At 66.4% G+C, this 20,621-nt stretch carries 17 protein-coding genes; 11 read left to right on the top strand and 6 right to left on the bottom strand.

Translation table 11 applies throughout. From position 1 onward, the window contains the following. Positions 1 to 161 precede the first annotated feature (161 nt). The 5 genes from HHL15_RS15305 (at position 162) to moaE (ending at position 5,046) form a co-directional block, all read left to right on the top strand. Positions 162 to 2,222 (top strand): methyl-accepting chemotaxis protein, encoded by a 2,061-nt coding sequence (locus HHL15_RS15305; RefSeq protein WP_169146653.1) that lies wholly within the window; start codon positions 162 to 164, stop codon positions 2,220 to 2,222. 100 nt (positions 2,223 to 2,322) lie between these two features. Beyond that, the gene (mobB, locus tag HHL15_RS15300) at positions 2,323 to 2,856 is read left to right on the top strand and encodes a molybdopterin-guanine dinucleotide biosynthesis protein B (protein WP_169146691.1); all 534 of its coding nucleotides are present in this window, start codon (positions 2,323 to 2,325) and stop codon (positions 2,854 to 2,856) included. Next, entirely contained in the window at positions 2,853 to 4,076 is a 1,224-nt protein-coding gene (locus tag HHL15_RS15295) for a molybdopterin molybdotransferase MoeA (RefSeq protein WP_169146652.1), read from the top strand. The genes mobB and HHL15_RS15295 overlap by 4 nt, the downstream gene beginning before the upstream one ends. Positions 4,077 to 4,324: 248 nt before the next feature. Beyond that, positions 4,325 to 4,579, top strand: a complete 255-nt coding sequence (moaD, locus tag HHL15_RS15290; protein ID WP_206198790.1) for a molybdopterin converting factor subunit 1 — start codon at positions 4,325 to 4,327, stop codon at positions 4,577 to 4,579. A 2-nt stretch (positions 4,580 to 4,581) separates the two neighbouring features. Continuing rightward, complete coding sequence (gene moaE, locus HHL15_RS15285) at positions 4,582 to 5,046, top strand: molybdopterin synthase catalytic subunit MoaE (protein ID WP_206198789.1); 465 nt, start codon at positions 4,582 to 4,584, stop codon at positions 5,044 to 5,046. A gap of 36 nt (positions 5,047 to 5,082) precedes the next feature. Here moaE and HHL15_RS15280 read toward each other — a convergent pair whose 3' ends face one another. The 3 genes from HHL15_RS15280 to HHL15_RS15270 are packed head-to-tail and all read right to left on the bottom strand — an operon-like array spanning position 5,083 to position 8,901. Next, a complete protein-coding gene (locus HHL15_RS15280) occupies positions 5,083 to 6,897 on the bottom strand; it encodes a TRAP transporter large permease subunit (protein WP_169146650.1) in 1,815 nt (604 codons plus the stop codon). 43 nt (positions 6,898 to 6,940) lie between these two features. Then, entirely contained in the window at positions 6,941 to 7,954 is a 1,014-nt protein-coding gene (locus HHL15_RS15275) for a TRAP transporter substrate-binding protein (protein WP_169146649.1), read from the bottom strand. 47 nt (positions 7,955 to 8,001) lie between these two features. After that, the gene (locus HHL15_RS15270; RefSeq protein ID WP_169146648.1) at positions 8,002 to 8,901 is read right to left on the bottom strand and encodes a TRAP transporter TatT component family protein; all 900 of its coding nucleotides are present in this window, start codon (positions 8,899 to 8,901) and stop codon (positions 8,002 to 8,004) included. 222 nt (positions 8,902 to 9,123) lie between these two features. On the opposite strand from HHL15_RS15270, the gene HHL15_RS15265 reads away from it, so the two are divergent. Both HHL15_RS15265 and HHL15_RS15260 read left to right on the top strand, forming a co-directional pair. Then, the gene (locus HHL15_RS15265) at positions 9,124 to 9,810 is read left to right on the top strand and encodes a DUF3334 family protein (RefSeq protein ID WP_169146647.1); all 687 of its coding nucleotides are present in this window, start codon (positions 9,124 to 9,126) and stop codon (positions 9,808 to 9,810) included. A 226-nt stretch (positions 9,811 to 10,036) separates the two neighbouring features. Continuing rightward, positions 10,037 to 11,200 carry a porin gene (locus HHL15_RS15260; RefSeq protein WP_169146646.1) on the top strand — a complete coding sequence of 388 codons (1,164 nt, stop codon included), beginning with the start codon at positions 10,037 to 10,039 and terminating at the stop codon, positions 11,198 to 11,200. A 323-nt stretch (positions 11,201 to 11,523) separates the two neighbouring features. On the opposite strand, the gene HHL15_RS15255 is transcribed toward HHL15_RS15260, so the two are convergent. Then, complete coding sequence (locus HHL15_RS15255) at positions 11,524 to 13,701, bottom strand: PhoX family protein (RefSeq protein WP_206198788.1); 2,178 nt, start codon at positions 13,699 to 13,701, stop codon at positions 11,524 to 11,526. A 205-nt stretch (positions 13,702 to 13,906) separates the two neighbouring features. On the opposite strand from HHL15_RS15255, the gene HHL15_RS15250 reads away from it, so the two are divergent. From HHL15_RS15250 to pstB, 4 genes are all read left to right on the top strand, one after another. After that, positions 13,907 to 14,893 (top strand): PstS family phosphate ABC transporter substrate-binding protein, encoded by a 987-nt coding sequence (locus HHL15_RS15250; RefSeq protein WP_169146645.1) that lies wholly within the window; start codon positions 13,907 to 13,909, stop codon positions 14,891 to 14,893. A 96-nt stretch (positions 14,894 to 14,989) separates the two neighbouring features. Then, positions 14,990 to 15,919 carry a phosphate ABC transporter permease subunit PstC gene (gene pstC / locus HHL15_RS15245; protein WP_169146688.1) on the top strand — a complete coding sequence of 310 codons (930 nt, stop codon included), beginning with the start codon at positions 14,990 to 14,992 and terminating at the stop codon, positions 15,917 to 15,919. A gap of 12 nt (positions 15,920 to 15,931) precedes the next feature. After that, positions 15,932 to 16,855: a phosphate ABC transporter permease PstA gene (gene pstA, locus HHL15_RS15240; RefSeq protein WP_169146644.1), complete on the top strand. Its 924-nt coding sequence runs from the start codon at positions 15,932 to 15,934 to the stop codon at positions 16,853 to 16,855. A 51-nt stretch (positions 16,856 to 16,906) separates the two neighbouring features. Then, the gene (gene pstB, locus HHL15_RS15235; protein WP_169146643.1) at positions 16,907 to 17,689 is read left to right on the top strand and encodes a phosphate ABC transporter ATP-binding protein PstB; all 783 of its coding nucleotides are present in this window, start codon (positions 16,907 to 16,909) and stop codon (positions 17,687 to 17,689) included. A gap of 150 nt (positions 17,690 to 17,839) precedes the next feature. Here pstB and HHL15_RS15230 read toward each other — a convergent pair whose 3' ends face one another. Both HHL15_RS15230 and HHL15_RS15225 read right to left on the bottom strand, forming a co-directional pair. Then, entirely contained in the window at positions 17,840 to 18,343 is a 504-nt protein-coding gene (locus HHL15_RS15230) for a phasin family protein (protein ID WP_169146642.1), read from the bottom strand. A 178-nt stretch (positions 18,344 to 18,521) separates the two neighbouring features. Then, entirely contained in the window at positions 18,522 to 20,525 is a 2,004-nt protein-coding gene (locus HHL15_RS15225; RefSeq protein ID WP_169146641.1) for an acyl CoA:acetate/3-ketoacid CoA transferase, read from the bottom strand. Positions 20,526 to 20,621 lie beyond the last annotated feature (96 nt).

Raw genomic sequence — 20,621 nt, 5'->3', positions numbered from 1 at the left:
CACGCCCCCCTTGAGCAGAAACACCCATACGAACCGTCTCAAGTCCTCTGGAGCTTTCCGCAATTCATCCGATATCCCCTTACCGGGCGAAGACCCATGCGCGAAGGCCATGACGGGGCCTCAGCGCCCTGTTTCATCACGGTTCAAAGGGGGATGCACAGATGCGTATCAATCAGCCGACGACAGGTATCGAGACACGGGTTCCCGAAGGGAGCTTTCTGTATAGCCGCACCGATCTGAAAGGGCGGATCGTTGAGGTCAACGACGACTTCGCCGCCATCTCGGGCTTCTCCCGCGATGAGCTGATCGGCCAGCCCCACAACCTGGTCCGCCATCCGGACATGCCCGCAGAGGCATTCGGCGACCTGTGGGTCGCGCTAAAGGACAATCGTACCTGGAACGGTTTCGTCAAGAACCGGCGCAAGGACGGCGGTTATTACTGGGTTCATGCCTTCGTCTCCCCGGTGCGCGAGGACGGCAAGGTGGTCGGTTATCAGTCCGTACGTCGCTGCCCCGACCCCAAGGTCACGCGCAAGCTGGAGGGCGACTACGCCAGGATCCGGAATGCCGCCGGTAAGGGCAGCCTGACCGTGGCGGACGGCCGGGTGCTCCGCAAGGGCTGGGCCGGGGCGCTTGCGCGTTTGTCTTTTGCCGCCCGAGCCCGTCTGGTCCTGCTGGCCCTCGTGCTGTTGCAGGCTGTGTTGATCGGCAAGCTGCTGCTCGACTCCGATACCGCCACGTCCTCCCTGAAAGGTCTCTACGCCGATCGCCTGATCCCCACGCACCAATTGGCGCAGGTGAGGAGCGCCATGCTCGACCTGCAGCTGATGGCGGCCGGGGGGCAGGCGGGGCAGGCCCGCTTCGAGAAGGATCGCAAGCAGTTGAAGGACAACTGGCAGGCGTACATCGCAACCACCCTGGTGGCGGATGAATCGAAGCTCATCCGCGAGCTCACTCCCCTGCTCGAGCAGTTCGACAATCGGCTCGAGCGTGTCGGCGCCCAGATCCAGGCCGGCAACGTGCCGGCGATCCAGGCTGAAGCGTCGGCACTGGGCAAGGACTATGCGCCCATCGAGCCGCTGCTAGGCCAGTTGATCGGGATCCAGCAGCAGGTCGGCTCACAGGTGATAGCCGACAACGAAGGCTTGCAGCACCGCAATCTGTGGACTGCGGGCGCCCTGGTCCTGCTGGTGATGGTGGCACTGACGTTGATCTTCATGGCCCTGCAGCGGCTGGGGCGTGATCTCGACTCCCTGTGCCGGACCATGACGGCCACCGAGCAGGACGGTGACCTGCGGCGTATCTCTTCGGTCTCGCGGGGGGACGAGATCGGCCGTATTGCGTCGGCCTACAACGCGATGATGGCGAACATCCAGGCGATCATGCTGGGCGTGCAGGCCGCGTCGCGCCAGGTGCTCGAACAGTCCGGCCAGCTTGCCGGGTCGAGCCAGCAGGTGGCGGATGGCGCGGCCCGCTCCAGCGAGGCCGCTTCTTCGACCGCCGCGGCGGTGGAGCAGGTCACCGTGGCCATCAACGAGGTGGCTGAAAATGTGGGAACGGCGGCGCAGGTGGCTCGCCAGGGCAGCGAGGAGGCCGAGCGTGGCCGCAAGACCGCCGGGCAGGCGGCCGACGAGGTTGCCAAGCTTGCCGAGACGGTCAGCGCGACGATCCAGACCATGGGCAAGCTGGTGCACTCCTCCGAGGAGATCGGCAGCATCGCCGTGGTGATCAAGGAGATCGCCGACCAGACCAATCTGCTGGCGCTCAACGCCGCCATCGAGGCGGCCCGGGCCGGCGAGCAGGGACGCGGCTTCGCGGTGGTTGCCGATGAAGTACGCAAGCTGGCCGAGCGCACCACCGGCGCCACCGGACAGATCAGCGGCATCATCATGGCGCTGAAGGAGGAGACCCGCCATGCCGTCAGTGCGGTGCAGACCGGCGACGTCCAGGTCCGCAACGGTGTGGATCTGGCCCGCTCCGCGCAGCAGGCGCTCATATCCATCCTCGGCTCAACCCGCCACAGCCTCGACCTCGTCGGTGAGATCGAGCTGGCGACACGGGAGCAGTCCTCGGCGGCGGAGTCCATCTCGCGCAACGTCGAGCAGATCGCCCAGATGTCCGAGGAGAGCGCGGCGGCGGTCAACACCATTGCCGACTCGTCCCGGCAGCTGGCCGCGGTGGCCGATGTGCTGCGGCGCCAGCTGTCGATGGTCAAGGTCTAGCCCAGGGCTACGCTCCGGGGGCCTTTCGTCCCCGGGGCTTGCTACAATCCGCGGCCTGTCAGTTACCGCCGCCGGATTGGTGAATCTCCATGCCTCGTCGATGCTCCCCGCCCACCTCGCCTGCAGGTCTGCAGCCGTGAAGAAGGTTTTTGGTTTCGCCGGCTGGTCCGGTTCGGGCAAGACGACGCTGATCGAGAAGGTGATCCCCGAGATCACCCGCCGGGGCCTGCGGGTCTCGGTGATCAAGCATGCCCACCACGGCTTCGACGTGGACAAGCCGGGCAAGGACTCGTGGCGCCACCGCGAGGCCGGGGCGGGGGAGGTGCTGCTCATCTCCGATGAGCGCTGGGTGCTCATGCACGAGATGCGCGGCGAGGCCGAGCCCTCCCTCGAGGCCCAGCTCGGCCTGCTGTCGCCCTGCGACCTGGTGCTGGTCGAGGGCTTCAAGTCGGTCCGCCTGCCGAAGATCGAAGTGCATCGCCCGGATCACGGGCGGCCGCTGATGTATGCCGACAATCCGGCCATCGTGGCCGTCGCCACCGATGGGGATCTATCCCTTCCCTTGACCTGTCTCAATCTCAATGAGCCGGCTGCTGTGGCCGAATTCATCCTTCAACATCAAGGGCTCTCATGAAGCAAACCCTGCGTCCCTTCGAAGAGGTCCGTGCCGCGCTGCTCGCCGCGGCCGAGCCGCTTGCCGCGATCGAGGCCGTGCCCACGGCCGAGGCCCTCGGGCGGGTGCTGGCTGCGGACCAGGTGTCCGGGCTGGACGTGCCGCCCCTCGACAATTCCCACATGGATGGCTACGCCGTCCGCACGGCCGACCTGCCGGCCCCTGGCACCCGCCTGCGGGTGGCCCAGCGCATCCCCGCGGGCAGCGTCGGGCACACCCTGGAGGCGGGCACTGCGGCACGCATCTTCACCGGGGCACCGATCCCCCATGGCGCCGACGCGGTGGTCATGCAGGAGCTGTGCAGCCCCGACGGCGACTTCGTCATCGTCAATCACCTGCCCAAGCCCGGCGAGTGGATCCGCCAGGCGGGCGAGGACATCGCCCGGGGCGCCACGGTGCTCGCCGCCGGGCTGCGCCTCAACCCGCAGATGCTCGGCCTCGCCGCCTCGGTGGGCTGCGCCACGCTGCCGGTTTACCGGCGTCTGCGGGTGGCCCTGTTCTCCACCGGCGACGAGCTGGTGATGCCCGGCGAGCCGCTGCCGCCGGGGGCCATCTACAACTCCAACCGCTACGTGCTGCGCGGCCTGCTGGAGGCGCTCGGCTGCCAGGTCAACGATCTCGGCATCGTGCCCGACAGCCTCGAGGCCACCCGCCAGGCCCTGCGCACGGCCGCAGCCAGCAACGACCTGATCGTCACCAGCGGCGGTGTGTCGATGGGCGAGGAGGATCACATCAAGCCGGCCGTCACCGCCGAAGGGCGCCTCGACTCCTGGCTGATCGCCATGAAGCCCGGCAAGCCGGTTGCCTTCGGGCGTATCAACGACCCGGCGGGCGGCCCGGGTGCGGCCTTCATCGGCCTGCCCGGCAACCCGGTGTCCAGCTTCGTGACCTTCATCATGCTGGTCCGGCCCTTCGTGCTGCGGGCCCAGGGCGTGGCCGAATGCCTGCCCCGTGCGCTGCCGTTGGAAGCCGGCTTCGACTGGCCGCGTCCCGACAAGCGCCGCGAGTTCCTGCGGGCCCGCCTCGGGCCCGATGGCCGGGTGCTGCTCTACGCCAACCAGGGGCCCGGCGTGCTGACCTCCACCGTGTGGGCCGACGGCCTGGTGGACAACCCCCCGGAACACGCCATCCGCGCGGGTGACCGGGTGTCCTTCATCCCTTATTCCGAACTGTTGCAATGAGCGCTGAGCGGCCGCCCGAAGGCGCTCGCATCGCAGCCCGCTAGGGCGGAGATAAGATTACAAGCGCTGAGCGGCCGCCCGAAGGCGCTCGCATCGCAGCCCGTGAGGGCGGAGATATACCTATGAGCACCGCACGGCCGCCCGAAGGTGCTCGCATCGCAGCCCGTAAGGGCGGAGATATACCTATGAGCACCGCACGGCCGCCCGAAGGTGCTCGCATCGCAGCCCGTAAGGGCGGAGATATACCGATGAGCATCAAAGTCCTTTACTTCGCCAGCCTGCGCGAAACCCTTGGTTATTCCCATGAGACCCTGACCCTGCCGGACACCATCGACACCGTTGGCGCGCTGCGTGGCCACCTGGCCAAGCGGGGCGGTGCCTGGGAGGCGCTGCAGGAAGGGCGCAACGTGCGCGCGGCGATCAACCAGGAAATGGTCGGCCCCGAATCGGTCGTGCGCGACCGCGACGAGATCGCCTTCTTTCCCCCCGTGACCGGAGGTTGACGATGAGCCAGGTGAGCGTCCAGGAAGCCGACTTCGACATGGCCGCCGAGACCGCGGCCCTGTCCGCCGGCCGCGGCGATGTCGGCGCGGTGGCCACCTTCCTCGGCCTGGTGCGGGCCGACAAGCTGAGCGGGGAGGGCAGCGAGGTCACCGCCATGACCCTGGAGCACTACCCGGGCATGACCGAGAAATCCCTGGAGGCCATCATCGTCGAGGCGGAGTCGCGCTGGAGCCTGCTCGGCGTGCGCGTGATCCACCGCTACGGGCGCCTGCTGCCGGGTGAGCGCATCGTCTTCGTCGGTGTCGCCAGTGCCCACCGGGGCGATGCCTTCGCCGCCTGCGAGTTCATCATGGACTACCTCAAGACCCGCGCCCCCTTCTGGAAGAAGGAAGACACGCCGGAAGGCGGGCGCTGGGTCGATGCCCGCGAGTCCGACGACTCGGCGGCGTCGCGCTGGGAGGCCTGAGCACCAGGCCGGCCGGGCCGACCTGGGCAGCCCCGTTCAGTGCAGCCCTGCCCACGCCGGCAGGGCGGTGGCCAGCTGTGGCACCCACGAGATCACCAGCGCGCCCAGGAAGATCGCCAGCAGCGCCGGCAGCACCGACACCGCGATCTCCCGGATTGGCCGCGCGAACATCGCCGAGGCAAAGAAGATGTTCATGCCCGCCGGCGGGCACAGGAAACCCATCTCCATCACCGCCAGGAAGATCACCCCGAAATGCACCGGGTCGATCCCGTAGCTGATCGCCACCGGCAGCAGCAGGGGCACCAGCACCACGATGGCCGCATAGATCTCCATCAGCGCGCCGGCCAGGAACAGGAAGACGTTCAGCGCCACCAGGAAGGCGAACTTGTTGGGCAGGGCGGCCTGCACCCATTCCACCGCCGCATCCGGGATGCCCGCATCCACCAGGTAGTTGGTCAGCCCCAGCGCCATGCCGAGGATCAGCATCACCCCGCCGATCACCTGGGCGCAATCCGCCAGGCAGCGGCGCAGGGTTGCCCAGTCCAGCTCCCGGTGCGCCAGGGCCTGGGTGAGGATGGCATAGGCGGCGGTCAGCGCGGCGCTCTCGGTGGGGGTCGCCAGGCCGCTGACCAGCGAGCCGATGGCGACCAGCGGCGCCAGGATCTCCCAGCGCGCAGCCCAGGCCGCCGCCAGAGTGGCCGCCAGGCTGGCGCGGGGGATGCTGGCGGTGCCCGGCTGCGGCACCGATTTGCGGCCGAGGTAGCCGCCCACAGCCAGCAGCGATGCCACCATCACCAGGGCCGGCACCACGCCGGCCAGGAACATGGTGTTGATCGGCACCCGGGCGATGATCGCGTACATGATCAGCGGCACCGAGGGGGCCAGCAGCACGCCCAGGGCGCTGGCGCTGGTCACCAGGCTGATGCCCTTGCGTTCCGGCACGCCGGCCTGGGTCAGCAGGGGCAGCAGCAGGCCGCCCAGGGCCAGGATGGTGACGCCGCTGCCGCCGGTGAAGGCGGTGAAGCAGGAGCACAGCAGGGCCGCCGCCACCACCGTGCCGAAAGGCCCGCCGCCGAAGCAGGCGGTGAACAGCCGCCCCAGCCGCCCGGCCGCGCCGCTGCGGGCAAAGACCAGGCCGGCCAGGGTGAACAGGGGCAGCGCAGGCAGCGAGGGATTCACCGTGATCTGGTAGTGCGACAGCGGGACCGACGCAATCGGCTGGCCCTCCGACCAGAACAGCGCCAGGGCCAGGCCGCCCAGCACCGCGAAGATCGGCGCGCCGGCCAGCAGCACCGCCAGCAGGAAGAGCGCCAGCGGTGCCAGCGGCAGGCTGGCGCCGTCGAAGTGATGGGCGAACAGGAAGCCGGCCCCGGCGAGGGCCGCGCCGAGCAGGTGCCGCAGCATGGGGCGGGGTGTGCAGCGGCTGCCCAGCTTGACACCCAGGATCAGGAAGCCGGCCGGCATCAGCGCCTGCACCGTCCACACCGGCAGCCCGTAGGCCAGCTCCCGCCCGGCGCCCAGCTCGCTGGCCACGAAGGCCCAGCTGGCGGCGGCCAGCATGCCGGCCAGCAGCGCGGAGCCGCCCTTGGCCAGGTAGTGCGCGGCATGGCGCAGGGCCGGCTGCCTGGCGTTCGCCAGGCCGCTGCCGAGGGTCGTCAGGTGACCGCCTCTTTCCGCCAGCACCGCGCCGAACATCGCCAGCACCAGGCCCAGGTGCTGGACCAGCAGGGGGGCGTTGTCGATGCCCTTGCCGTGCAGTGGGCGCAGAGCGATCTCCACCAGCGGGATCAGGGTCATCAGGGCCAGCGCGGTGGAGGCGATGGCTTCGTCAAAGGCGGTCAGGCGGCGCATGGGGTCTCGGGCGGGGAGCACGGCGGGTGGAGGGCGGGGCGGCTCAGCGCTTGCCGGCGCGGTAGGCCTTGAGCAGGGCGAAGACTTCGTCGAAGGTCTCGGCGGGCACCATGCGGCCGCGGATGCGCGGGTAGAGCTTGTCGGCCAGGTCGTTCCATTCCTTCATCTGATCGGGGGTCGGGCGGTGCACCTGCAGGCCGCGTTTCTTCATGGCCTCGACAGCTTCATCCACTTCCTGGCGGGCCTTGGTGCGCATCTGCAGGCCGGCCTTCTCGCCGGCCACCCGCAAGGCTTCGCGGGCGGCCGGGCTCATCGCGTCCCAGCTCTTCTTGGTGACGACGAGGGCGCCGACGATGGGGGCCCAGTTGATGTCGAGCATGTGTGGGGCGGTGTCATAGACCTGGCTGGCCAGGGCGAAGTAAGGCGTGGCCGGCACGGCGTTGATCATGCCGGTCTGGATTGAGGGCAGGATGTCGCTGGTCTCCAGGGGCACCGGGGTGTAGCCCAGGCTCTTCATGATCTCCTGCTGCTCGGATTCGCCGGCCCAGGCGAAGAACTTCATCCGGCGGTAGTCGTCGGGGCGCTGGGCGGCCTCCTTCGAGAAGAAGCGCACCCAGCCGGCGTCGCCCCAGGCGAGCACCACGAAGCCCTTGTCGAGGAACTTCTTTTCCATCACCGGGCGCATCTTCTCGCGCACGTAATCCACCTCCTCCCAGCTGCGGAAGAGCAGGGGCATGTTCTGCAGGGCGGCAATGGAGGGCTCGATCTCGCGCAGGCCGACCACCGACAGCAGGGCGCCCTGCAGCTGGCCGATGCGCATGCGGCGGGCCATGTCGGTCTCGCCGCCCTGGCTGCCATCCGGGTAGATGAGGTATTTGGCGCCTTCACCCTCGGCGCTGCGCCAGGCCTCGCCAACCTCCATCAGCTGGCGGTGGTAGAGGGAGTTCTTGGGCGCCAGGGTGCCGATGCGCAGCTGGCCGGCGGCAAAGGCCGGGGCGCTGGCGAGCAGGGCGAGGGTGAGGGTGGCGAGGGCGGTGATACGGCCGATGGAGATCATGGCGTCTTTCTGGAGGCGGGAGGAGACAACAAGAGGATGGGGCGGGCTCAGAACAGGTCGTCGGCGTTGTCGATCAGCCAGCGGGCGCGGCGGCGCATCACCTCGTTTGCGAGGGCGCGCGGGCTGCCGGGGGCATCCTTGATGCTTTCGGCCTGGCGCAGCAGGGCCAGGAAGGCTTCCTTGTCGCCGGCCGGCTGGGCGATGCCCTCGGCCTTGGCGACCAGGGCGCCGGCGCTGCGTCCGCCGGACAGGCGGATGGCCTCGTCGAAATATGCCAGGGCGCGGGTCGGGCTGCCGCCGGGGCGGGCCGCCTCGAAGCTGCCCATCAGGCCGGCCAGATCACCGCCGCCAAAGGCCGGGTCGGTCTGCCAGGCCAGCTCGGCGAGGCGCCGGGCCAGCGGCAGGTCGGCCACCGCGTCGGGGTCGTCCTTCGACAGGGAGATCGCGGCGCCCCACGCTGCTGCGCCCCAGTAGGCGAGGGGCAGCTCGTCGGCGGCCAGGCGCGGTTGCGGGCCCTGGCGCAGGGCGCGGGCAAAGCCGGGGTGGCGGGCATCGAGGGCAGCCAGGGCGTGGTCGCGGCCGCGCCGGTAGAGGCGTGCCGCGCGTTCGCGCAGGCGCTGGGCGGCGCGCGCGTCGCGGCTGTCCAGGCGGTCGGCCTCGAAGGCGACGAAGGCGTAGGCATACTGGGTGAAGCCGCCGGCGGTGGCGGCGGCCAGCCCGGCATGATCGGGCAGGTCGCGCAGCACCGCCTCGGACAGTTTCAGGTAGAAGGCCGCGGCGTCGCGGGCCAGCTCCGGGTCGTCCTCGCTGGCGCCGCCCTGGGTGGCCAGCTGGTCGGCCAGATTGCGCAGCACCAGCTGCTGCGGGGAGCAGGCCGCCAGGCAGAGCGCAAGCAGGGGGGCGAGGAGGAGGGGGCGGAGCGGGGAGGTCGCTGAGCGGAGCGCCATGGCAGCAGGGGTGCCCATGCAGGCGGGGAGACGGAATGGTGCAGCAGCATAGGGGGCGAATGTTGCGCCCCAGTTAAGTCGGGTGCCCCTGGCACGGCCGGGCCGGATGACGAAGGATTTTGATCCGGCCCTCAAGCCGGCGCCTTCCGGGCCGTCAAACCACCGGTGGGTTCTCCCCGCTTTTTGTCCCTTATCCGTACATTGCCGAGCGAGTCTTCAATCATGAGCTTCCAAGACAAGAACACCGTCGTCTGCGGTACCGAGGATCTGCTGGTCAGCCTGTGCAATTCGGTCAGCAAGGTGCTGACCGCAGCCACCGCCAGCAAGATCCAGTACTCCGCGATGGTCCAGCGCATCACCAAGACTTGCCTCAAGCCCGACATCGGCTGTTTTGTGCTGTTCGACGGAGGTTTCTCCGGCTTGGTCATCATCAACTTCTCGTCGCAGGCGGCGATGGAGCTGTACGCCAGCTACATGCTGAGCATGGGCATGGCGCGCGATGAGCTGGCCCGCTCCCACACTTCCGACGAGGTCTCCAACGTGATGGGCGAGCTGATGAACCAGATCGTCGGCGACTTCACCGGCCAGGTACGCCAGGAGTTCCAGACCCACATCACGCAGAACCAGCCCAAGATGCTGGCGCTGAACAAGCAGGTCATGCTCAGCGTGGACACCCACATGGACCAGCCGGAGGCTCGCCGGGTGACCTTCTACACCGGCGCCGGCAACGTCTTCTACCTCGAGCTGGCGGTGGACCGCACCGAGTTCATCAAGCTCTTCGACTTTGATACCCAGGACAGTGTCAACCCGGAGGATCTGTTCGACCAGGCCGGCCAGCAGCCTGAGGCGGCGCCGGCCGGGGACACCCGCTCGGAGACCGACGCCTTTCTCGACTCCCTCGGGATGTGATCCGTGGCCCGGGGCAGGGCCCCGGCGCCTCGTCTTCTCTTATTTGATGTGCGGCGGACAGTCTTGGGCACAACGCAACAAGGCTGAAATATCCGGGCGATATGCTCCGCCGCGGTCTGCTCTTTGCTGCGCTGCAATGTCCTTGCCATTGCGGCGGTCCGGCAGGCAGAACAGGCTGACCGTGACGCTGCGGCACGCGCCTGACCTCAATCAAATGGAGAACCTGATGCAAAAGAAACTGATCGCCCTGGCAGTTGCCGGCCTCGCATCCACCGGCGTTTTCGCCCAGTCCAACGTGACCGTCTATGGTGTTGCAGATGCGTCCTTCGACATGGTGAAGATCGGTGGCGATGCCAAGAATGAACTTGGCAACACCAACCGCGTGTCCACCAACTCCTCCTACCTGGGTTTCAAGGGCAGCGAGAACCTGGGCAACGGCCTGACCGCCCTGTTCCAGTTTGAAAGCGGCGTGAGCTTCGACAGCGCCGGCACCCTGAGCACCAACCGCGACAGCTTCGTCGGCCTCAGCGGTGGTTTCGGTACCGTCGTGCTGGGCACCCTGACCGGCCCGACCCGCGCCCTGGGCACCGCCCTGGACGTGAACCCGGGTGCCACCGGCATCGGCGCCAACGCCGGCATCCTCGGCAAGCTGGGCAACCGCCTGCTGGGTTCCACCAGCGCCACCGGCGACTACGCCGGCGGCTCCACCTGCGCCCGTTCCAGCAGCTGCCAGTCGATCTTCGACAACCGCTGGAAGAACGCCGTGGCCTATGTGTCCCCGACCTTCGCCGGTGTCAATGCCACGCTGGCCTATGTGGCCAATGAGAACAAGTCCCTGCACGGCCTGAGCTCCGCCAACACCACCGGCTACGACGTGGGTGTGAAGTACTCCGGCGGCCCGGTGATGGCGGCGGTGACCTACAACGCCGTGTCCCTGGGCAATGCGGCCGACACCAAGGTGGCCGACCTGCGCGTGGGCGGTAGCTACAACTTCGGCCCGGCGACTGTCCGCGCGATCTTCGATCTGGCCCGCGCCGACGACTTTGGCGGTGCCAAGTTCACCCAGGCCGTGTATGGCTTTGGTGCCACCTTCGACGTGACCCCGGCCACCAAGCTGCTCGGCCAGGTTTACGTGGCCCGCGACGTGAAGCGCAATGGCACCAGCCAGGATGACTCCGGCGCCAAGCTGTTCGAGGTGGGCGTGCTGCACAGCCTGTCCAAGCGCACCAGCCTGAAGGCCACCTACGCCATGATCAACAACGACAAGGCGGCCTCCTACGACTTCGGCGTGAATGCCGCCGGCGTGAACACCGGCAGCCTGCCGGGCGGTGCCAGCACCGTGGGCGCCACCGTTCAGGGTATCTCCCTGGGCCTGCGCCACACCTTCTGATCCACTGATCGGAAGATTGCAGCATGAGGGGGCGGCCTGCGGGCCGCCCTTTTCATTGGGGTTGCCTTTGCTGGTCGGCTTTCCGCTCTTCCACCTTGAATTGGCCGGGGCGAAATCCCGGCCAATTCAGCCCAAAACAACGGAAAACCGCCCAATAAAGGCGCAAACGAGCAGGCCGATGCCGCGGGAGAACCCGCCGATGCCACGGGAGCGTGCGACGATGCCTCGGGATGGCCCTCGGTTGGCTCGGTGCAAAAAAGACGGCCTCCCCGAGGGGAGGCCGAAAAGGGACTGACAGATCTGAGGGCTGGTTGAGGCGGGTGTTACACCGCGATCTCGCCGCCGTTGCTGCGGGTGATCACCACGGTGGCGGAGCGCGGACGCTTGGTGGAGCTGGCGTCGGTCTGGCTGGCGGGCCAGGCGCTCTTGGGGGAGGCGATGCTGCCATCTTCGCCCGGGTGCTGGACGTTGATGAACAGGGTCTTGCGGTCCGGGGTCATGGCCACACCGGTGATCTCGCACTCCTTCGGGCCGACCAGGAAGCGGCGCACGGTGGCGTCGGTGGCGTTGGCGCCCTTGATGGTGGGGGTGCCGCCGGCGGCGGTGACGGCCGAGCCGTCGCCGACCTTGCCGGGGATGGCGGCCAGCATCATGCAGTTGGTGACGTCGGTGTAGGCGCCGTCGTCGGTCTGGATCCACAGCATGCCGTTCTGGTCGAACCACAGGCCGTCCGGGCTGGAGAAGTCGTTCACCGCGGTCAGGCCGGACAGATTGACGTTCGCAGCAGCGCCGGCTTCGGCGCCGAACAGGTAGATGTCCCAGGTGAAGGTGGTGGCGGCGGGCTCATTGCCGGCTTCGCGCCAGCGGATGATGTGGCCGTTGGGGTTGCCCTTCTGGGAAGTGCTGGTGCCCTTGATGTCTTCGTAGTAGCGCGGGTTGGCGGTGTCCGGCTTGAGCTGGCTGCCGGTGGGGGTGGCGCTGGGGGAGACCCGGTTGCTGTTGTTGGTGAGGGTCATGTAGACCTCGCCGTTGATCGGGTTGACGGCGCCCCATTCCGGGCGGTCCATCTTGGTGGCGCCCACCACGTCACCGGCCAGACGGGCGTGGGTGACCACGTCGGCCTGATCGGCGAAGGCGTAGGTGGCGTTGCCGGCGGTGAGGCCGTTCTTGCCGTGGGTCAGCTCGACCCAGGTGCCGCTGCCGTCGGCGTTGAACTTGGCGACGTAGAGGGTGCCCTCGCTCATGTACTTGATGCCGGCGGTGTGGCCCTTGCCCACGTCGGCGGCGTCCCACAGGGCCTTGGAGACGAACTTGTAGATGTAGTCGTTGCGGTTGTCGTCACCCATGTAGAAGACCACCGGCTTGCCCGCCACGGCGGTGCAGGGCCAGCAGCCTTCGTGGGCGAAGCGGCCGAGGGCGGTGTGCTTGAGCGGGGTGGAGGTGGGGGCGAAGGGATCGATCTCGACGATCCAGCCGAAGGTGTTGAAGACGTTGCGGTAGTCTTCGGCGGCGCTGGCGCCGGTGACGGAGGCGCTCCAGCGCACGAACAGGTCGTCGCTGCCGGCGGTGTCCCACAGGTAGGGGCTCTTGCGGCCCTGGGTCATGCCGTAGCGGTTGAGGGCGACGATTTCCTTGGCGCTGCGCAGGTCGTTGTCGCCGGCGGCGCGGCTGATCACGTTGGTGAAGTTTTCTTCACAGGTGAGGTAGGTGCCCCAGGGGGTGTAGCCGTTGCCGCAGTTGTTGTTGGTGCCGCGGGTGGTGGTGCCGTCCGGCGAGAACTTGGTGCGCAGGATGGCGTTGCCCTTGGCCGGGCCGCTGAAGGCCATCGGGGTGGCGGAGGTGATGCGGCGGTTGAAGCTGGAGCCCTTGGTGACGCTGAGGGCGGTGCCGGTGCTGCCGCGGCGGATCTCGCTGATGCTGACGCCGTGGGCGTAGATTTCCTTCTCCACCTCGGAGGCCACGCGGGCGCTGCCGGCGGTGCGGCCGTTGGGGTGCAGGGCGTTGGGGCCGACCACGTATTCGTGGTTGACGCACAGCAGGCCCTTGTCGGAGCGCTTGGCGTCGAAGGCGCCGCTGTCGGACAGGCCGAAGTAGTGCATGCCGTCGTGGCCGTCGCCGACGCGGCGGTTGTAGGACTCGGCGCTCTCGCTGCCGTTGTCGGCCCAGGCGGCGTCGGTGCTGCTCAGCGGGTCGCCGAGGGCGTGCAGGATGCTGACTTCGTAGCCGGCCGGCACGGTGACCTTGTCGTTGAGGTTCTTGGCGACGGCCTCGAAGCCGAGGGCCGGTACGCCGTGGCGCGAGCTGCCGCTGCCGCCGCAGGCGGCCATGCCGAGGCTGCCGAAGAGGGCCGTGGTGGTGGCCGCGATGCCGCCCTTGAGAACGCCACGACGGCTCAGGCGAACGTCGATGATGTCCTGGATGTGGGTGTTGGCGGACGGATTGGCGACTTCACCGTCGTTCATCAGGGAGGTTTCGGGGGTGGTGCCGGGCAGCTGGGACATTCTTGCGGTTCTCCAAAAGGGGGACAAATTAGCCCCGGCATCGTGACTCGCGGAGATGAAGGTTTGATGAAGGGCTGCCGTCGGCGAAGTTTTGATGACTTGTAACGAAACTGAAACTTGGTGTGTGTAACTTCCGGTTTGTCCGATTCTGTTGCGGTGCGGCAGATCACCAATGATTCGCCAACCATTCCCCATGGAGATGCTCATGTCCGTAGTTAATAAGACGCTCGTCGCTGTTGCCGGTTTTGCCGTGATGTCGGCGGCCCACGCCAACGTTCTGGTCAAGGTGGATGGCTCCAGCACGGTCTACCCGGTGACCGAGGCGGTGGCCGAAGACTTCCAGAAGGCCCAGAAGGGTGCGGTGAAGGTGACGGTCGGCATCTCCGGCACCGGCGGCGGCTTCAAGAAGTTCTGTCGCGGTGAGACCGACATCTCCAACGCGTCCCGCCCGATCCTGAAGAAGGAAATGGAAGAGTGCGCCAAGCTCGGCATCAAGTACTACGAGCTGCCGGTGGCCTTTGACGCGCTGACCGTGGTGGTCAACCCGAAGAGCAAGATCAACCAGCTGACCGTCGAGCAGCTGAAGAAGATGTGGGAGCCGGCCGCCCAGGGCAAGGTGAGCAACTGGAACCAGGTCGATGCCTCCTTCCCGGATGCCCCCCTCAAGCTCTTCGGCGCCGGCTCCGACTCCGGTACCTTCGACTACTTCACCGAGGCCGTGACCGGCAAGGCCAAGTCTTCCCGCGGTGACTACACTGCCTCCGAGGACGACAACGTGCTGGTGCAGGGCGTGTCCCGCGACGTCAATGCGCTGGGCTACTTCGGTTATGCCTACTACTACGAGAACAAGGCCAAGCTGAAGGCCGTGGCGATCGTCAACTCCAAGGGCAAGGCCGTGCTGCCCTCCGAGCAGACCGTGATCGACGGTTCCTACAACCCGATGGCCCGCCCGATCTTCATCTATGTGAATGAGAAGTCCCTGGAGCGCCCGGAAGTCCGTCAGTTCGTAGAGTTCTACATGAAGAACGGCCCCAAGCTGGCCTCCGAAGTGAAGTATGTGCCGCTGCCCGCCAAGGCTTACCAGGGCAACCTGGAGCACCTGGCCAAGAAGAAGCTCGGCACTGTGTTCGGTGGCGATGCTGAGGTCGGCGTGACCATCGAAGAGCTGATGTCCCGCGAAGCCAAGATGTAATCGGGGCTCCGGCCATCGACCCCCGGTGGCGCTTGCCAGCGGGGGGTTCTACTTTGGAGTAGGCTCGTGAATTCGACCCATGCACTGTCGCCCGCAATGAACAGTATTCCAGCAACAACCGTCGTGAGTGACCGGCTGGCCCGCAATGTCCAGCGGAACATCCGGGAGCGCGCGATCGAATCCATTCTTTTTGGCGCTGCCCTGGTGTCGGTACTGACCACGCTGGGCATCGTGTGGGTGCTCGTCTCCGAGTCCCTGAACTTCTTTGAACACGTTCCCTTCAGCGACTTCCTCACCGACACGATGTGGACGCCGCTGTTCTCCGAGCCCCGCTACGGCATCCTGCCGCTGCTGATGGGGACCATCACCACCTCGCTGGTGGCCCTGGTGGTGGCGATTCCCCTGGGCACCGTCATCGCCGCGTATCTCTCGGAGTTCGCGTCGGCCCGTGTGCGCGAGATCGTCAAGCCCTTTCTCGAACTGCTCGGCGGCATTCCGACCATCGTCTATGGCTACTTCGCGCTGACCGTGGTGACCCCGGTGCTGCAGGCCATCTACCCGGATCTGCCGGGCTTCTCGATGCTCTCCGCCGGCCTGGTGATGGGCATCGCGATCGTTCCCTATATCAGTTCCCTGACCGAGGATGCCATGCGCGCCGTGCCGATGAGCCTGCGCGAGGGCGCCTATGGCATGGGCAGCACCCGCTTTCAGACAGCCATCCGGGTGGTGATCCCGGCGGCCTTGTCGGGCGTGCTGTCGGCTTACATCCTGGGCATCTCCCGGGCAGTGGGCGAGACCATGATCGTGGCCGTGGCGGCGGGCATGCAGCCCAACTTCACGATGGACCCGACCGAGCCGGCACAGACCATCTCCGCCTACATCGTGCAGGTGGCCCTGGGCGATCTGCCCCACGGTTCCATCGGCTACCAGTCGATCTTCGCCGCCGGCCTGAGCCTCATGCTGATGACCCTGCTGTTCAATATCCTGGGTCATGTCATCCGTCGCCGTTACCGCGAAGCCTACTAATCGGAGTTATCCATGAAGGCAAACGAACTCGATCAGATCCGCAGCGTCATCAAGACCAACAAGCGGGCCGACCTGATCTTCGCCCTGGCCGGCTTCCTGGCCCTGATGGTCGGCGTGATGGCTTTCGTCACCCTGTTCGGCGAGATGCTCGCCAATGGCTGGGAGCGCATCAATCCGGACTTCTTCAGCAACTTCCCGTCGCGCCGCGCCGCCAACGCGGGCATCCTGTCCGCCTGGGTGGGCTCCCTGCTGGTGATGCTGGTCACCGCCCTGTCGGCGATTCCGCTGGGCATCGCCGCCGGTGTCTACCTTGAGGAGTACGCCCCCAAGAACTGGATGACCGATCTCATCGAGATCAACGTCACCAACCTGGCCGGTGTGCCGTCCATCGTGTATGGCCTGCTGGCCCTGGGGGTGTTCGTATATACCTTCGGCTTCGGTCAGAGCATCCTCACCGCCGGCCTGACCCTCGGCCTGCTGATCCTGCCGGTGGTGATCGTATCCACCCGGGAGGCCCTGCGCGCCATCCCCATCCACATCCGTGAGGGTGCCTACGGTGTCGGTGCCACCCAGTGGCAGGTCGTCAGCGATCACCTGGTGCCTTACGCCACCCCGGGCATCATGACCGGCGTGATCATCGGCATGTCCCGCGCCATCGGCGAGACCGCGCCCATCATCACCATCGGCGCACTGACCTTCATCGCCTTCCTGCCGCCGTCGCCGATCACCGACACGGCGCCCTTCCTCAACTTCGAGTGGCTGTTCTCGGGCTTCACCGTGATGCCGATCCAGATGTTCAACTGGACTTCCCGTCCCGAGGAGGCCTTCCAGCAGAATGCCGCGGCAGCCGGCCTGATCCTGGTCCTGATGACCCTCATGATGAACGCCATCGCCATCTGGCTCCGCTACCGCCTGCGCAAGAGCATTTCCTGGTAAGCCGGCCCTGACGCTACGCCATATCTTCCATTGAGGCTATCGAGAGTACCCATGAGCACAACCGAGCAGAATCTCCCCGTCAAGGCTTTCACCCGGGATTTCAATTTCTACTACGGCAGCTTCCATGCCCTTAAGTCGATCAATCTTCCGGTTATCGAAAAGCATGTCACTGCGCTGATCGGCCCGTCCGGCTGTGGCAAGTCCACCCTGCTGCGCAGCTTCAACCGCATGCACGATCTCTACCCGGGCAACCGTTACCAGGGCGAGATCGTCCTCAACCCGGACAACACCAACATCCTCGACACCCGTGTCGATCCGATCGAGGTGCGCATGCGGGTCGGCATGGTCTTCCAGAAGCCCAACCCTTTCCCCAAGTCGATCTACGAGAACGTGGCCTACGGCCTGCGCGTGCGCGGCGAGAAGAGCCGCTCCATGCTGGACGACAAGATCGAGGACGCGCTGCGTGGCGCCTCCCTGTGGAACGAGGTGAAGGACCGCCTGAACCAGCCGGCCACCGCGCTCTCCGGCGGTCAGCAGCAGCGGCTGTGCATTGCCCGCTGCCTGGCCACCGACCCCGAGCTGCTGCTGTTCGACGAGCCGACCTCGGCCCTCGACCCGATCGCCACCGCCAACATCGAGGAGCTGGTGACCCAGCTGCGCGACCGCGTGACGATCCTGATCGTGACTCACAACATGCAGCAGGCAGCCCGCGTGTCCCATTACACCGCCTACATGTACTTGGGCGAAGTGGTGGAGTACGGCATCACCGATGAAGTCTTCCTGCGTCCCAAGAAGAAGGAAACCGAGGACTACATCACCGGCCGTTTCGGTTGATGTGTCCGCCGGGGAAGGCCCCGGCAAGCATTGCGTTGCGTTGCGAACCCTCCGAGCGTCGAGCCGGAGGGTTTTTTTTGGCAGGCAGGGGACGCTGTAAAAACAAACGGCACCCGAAGGTGCCGTTGGTGTGCTGCAGGATGCGCCGGATTACTTCTTCGGGGTCATCTTGGTGAAGGCCTGGAAGGCTTCGGTGGAGGCCTTGGTCATCTGCTCGTAGGCGGCACGGGCGGTGTCCATGGCGCTCTGGATCGAACCCAGGGCGTTGTTGTCGCCGATCGGCATGCCCTTGAACATCTTCTGCAGGGACTCGAACATGTCCTGGCCGCCGCCGGTCAGCTGCTCGCTGACCATCTTGCCGACTTCGGCCTGGGTCTTGGAGGTGATCTCGGCGATTTCGCGGGCACAGGCCAGCATCTTCTCGGTGGTGCTCTGGGCGTAGGAGGTGCGCAGGTTCAGGGCTTCACCGGGGTCCTTGACGGAAGACAGGGCCTTGGCATTGGCCACGCCTTCTTCGAACAGGGACTTGGCGGTGCCAACCTGCAGCTCCATGATGCGCTGGGAGTTTTCGATGGAAAGCTGGGCCAGACGCATGGCGGCTTCGAGGTTTTTCTTCTGGATCTCGTTGAATTGCTGTTCTTGCTTGGTCGCCATAATTTTTCTCCACGTATATGTTTGTTGAACAGTCAGAGACCCAGATCGATGTCTTCTGGTCGCCTCCTGCCAACGACAATATCACAGGCCCATGCACCGACAAGGGGCGTGGATCAAAAAAACGAGACTTCGAAGAATTTATGTTGCACTGCAGCAACAGGTGTTGTACGCAGACCTCTTACTGGGCCTTTCCCAGGCCGGCACGCGCCTCCTCTGCCGAGTCGAAAAGGCTCGGTGAGAGGTGCCGGGCGACCAGGGCCTCGCCGAGCCGGGCACGCAGGAAGGTGTTGGTGGCATAGCGGGTGACGTGGCTGTAGTACTGCTCCATCAGACCCTTGATCATGTTCGCGTAAGGGTCGATCAGATCGTCCTGGATGTCGAAGCCGTGGTAGTTGACCACTGCCGGCACCTTGCGTCCAAGGGGGGCCAGCAGTTGTTCGATGAGGCTGCGGATGCGCTCGATGTCCTCCATGCTGCGCAGCCGCATGTTCTCGAAGTCGATGAAGAAAATGTTCTGTTCCATATCGAAATGGAATCGGGATTCGAGCGGTGTGGCGACAATGCTGTTGCGCAGTCCCATCGGCTCGCCGCCGAAGATGCGCGGGTCCATCAGGCGCGGCGTGGCACGGATCAGCGGTCTGAATTCCATGTGGGCCAGGATGTCTTGCTCGATGTCGATGCCAGGCGCCACCTCAATCAGCTCGACCCCGCCGGGGGTCAGCTCGAAGACGCAGCGTTCGGTGACATAGAGCACCGGCTGGCGGCGGCGCAAGGCCTCCTGGCCGCTGAAGGTGCGGTGCTCCACTTCCTTGACGAACTTGACGGCCTTGCCTTCCACCAGGATCTTCAAGTGGCCGTCTTCCAGGCCGATCTCCAGCCCGCCAGCGGTGAAGGTGCCCACGAAGACGACCTTCTTGGCGTTCTGGCTGATGTTGATGAAGCCGCCGGCGCCGGTGAGCTTGGGCCCGAACTTGGAAACGTTGAGGTTGCCCTGTTCGTCGGCCTGGGCCAGGCCCAGGAAGGCGATGTCGAGCCCGCCTCCGTCGTAGAAGTCGAACTGACTGGGCTGGTCCACGATGGCCGCGGTGTTGATGGCTGCGCCGAAATTCAGCCCGCCTTGCGGGATGCCGCCGATCACGCCGGGCTCGGCGGTCAGGGTCAGGAGATCGATGACCCGCTCCTCGGCAGCGACGGCGGCCACGCCCTCGGGCATCCCGATACCGAGGTTGACCACGGCGTTGGGCGTCAGCTCCATGGCTGCGCGGCGGGCGATGATCTTGCGCTCGCTCATCTCCATCGGTTCGATGGAGGTGACCGGCACCCGGATCTCACCGGAGAAGGCCGGGTTGTACTGCTCCAGGAAGGTCTGCATGTGCCATTCGGGCCGCTCGGCCACCACGACGCAGTCCACCAGAATGCCGGGGATCTTGACCTGCCGGGGGTTCAGGGAGCCGGATTCGGCGATGCGCTCGACCTGGGCGATGACGATGCCGCCACTGTTGCGGGCCGCCATGGCGATGGCCTGGGCTTCCAGGGTCAGGGCTTCCTTCTCCATCGTGATGTTGCCGTCCTGGTCGGCGGTGGTGCCGCGGATGATTCCGACACTGATCGGGAAGGCCTTGTAGAACAGGTATTCCTCACCGTCGATCTCCATCACCCGGACCAGGTCGGCGGTGGTGCGGCTGTTGACCTTGCCGCCGCCGTGGCGGGGGTCAACGAAGGTGCCGAGGCCGACCCGGGTCAGGGTGCCCGGCTTGCCGGCGGCGATGTCCCGGTACAGGTGGGTGATCACGCCCTGGGGTAGGTTGTAGCCCTCGATGCGGTTGGACACGGCCAGCTCCTGCAGGCGCGGCACCAGGCCCCAGTGGCCGCCGATGACCCGTCTGACCAGGCCCTCGTGGCCCAGGTGATTGAGCCCCCGGTCCTTGCCGTCGCCCTGGCCGGCGCCATAGACGAGGGTCAGGCCTTCGGGCTTGCCGCGGCCTTCCGGGTCCTGCTCGCGGGTTTCCAGGAAACGCTGTTCGAGAGCGATGGCGATGTTCTCGGGGAAGCCGATGCCAACGAAGCCGGTGGTGGCCACCGTGTCTCCCGAGCGGATCAGTTTCACGGCGTCTGCGGCACTGACGACCTTGCCTGTATTGCGGCCCTGGGGGCGGACGAGTTGCTGGCGGTTCTGGCTCATCGATCGTTCTCCTGTCCGGTTTCCTGAATGATGCCCAACGATACTGAAAGCGTCTCTGCCCTGGAGCAAAGGAACGCATATGCACTCCCGCGCAGC

Origin of the sequence: Zoogloea dura, assembly GCF_012927165.1 — a bacterium.
GTDB classification, from domain to species: domain Bacteria; phylum Pseudomonadota; class Gammaproteobacteria; order Burkholderiales; family Rhodocyclaceae; genus Zoogloea; species Zoogloea dura.
This window is presented reverse-complemented; position numbering and strand designations above follow the sequence as displayed.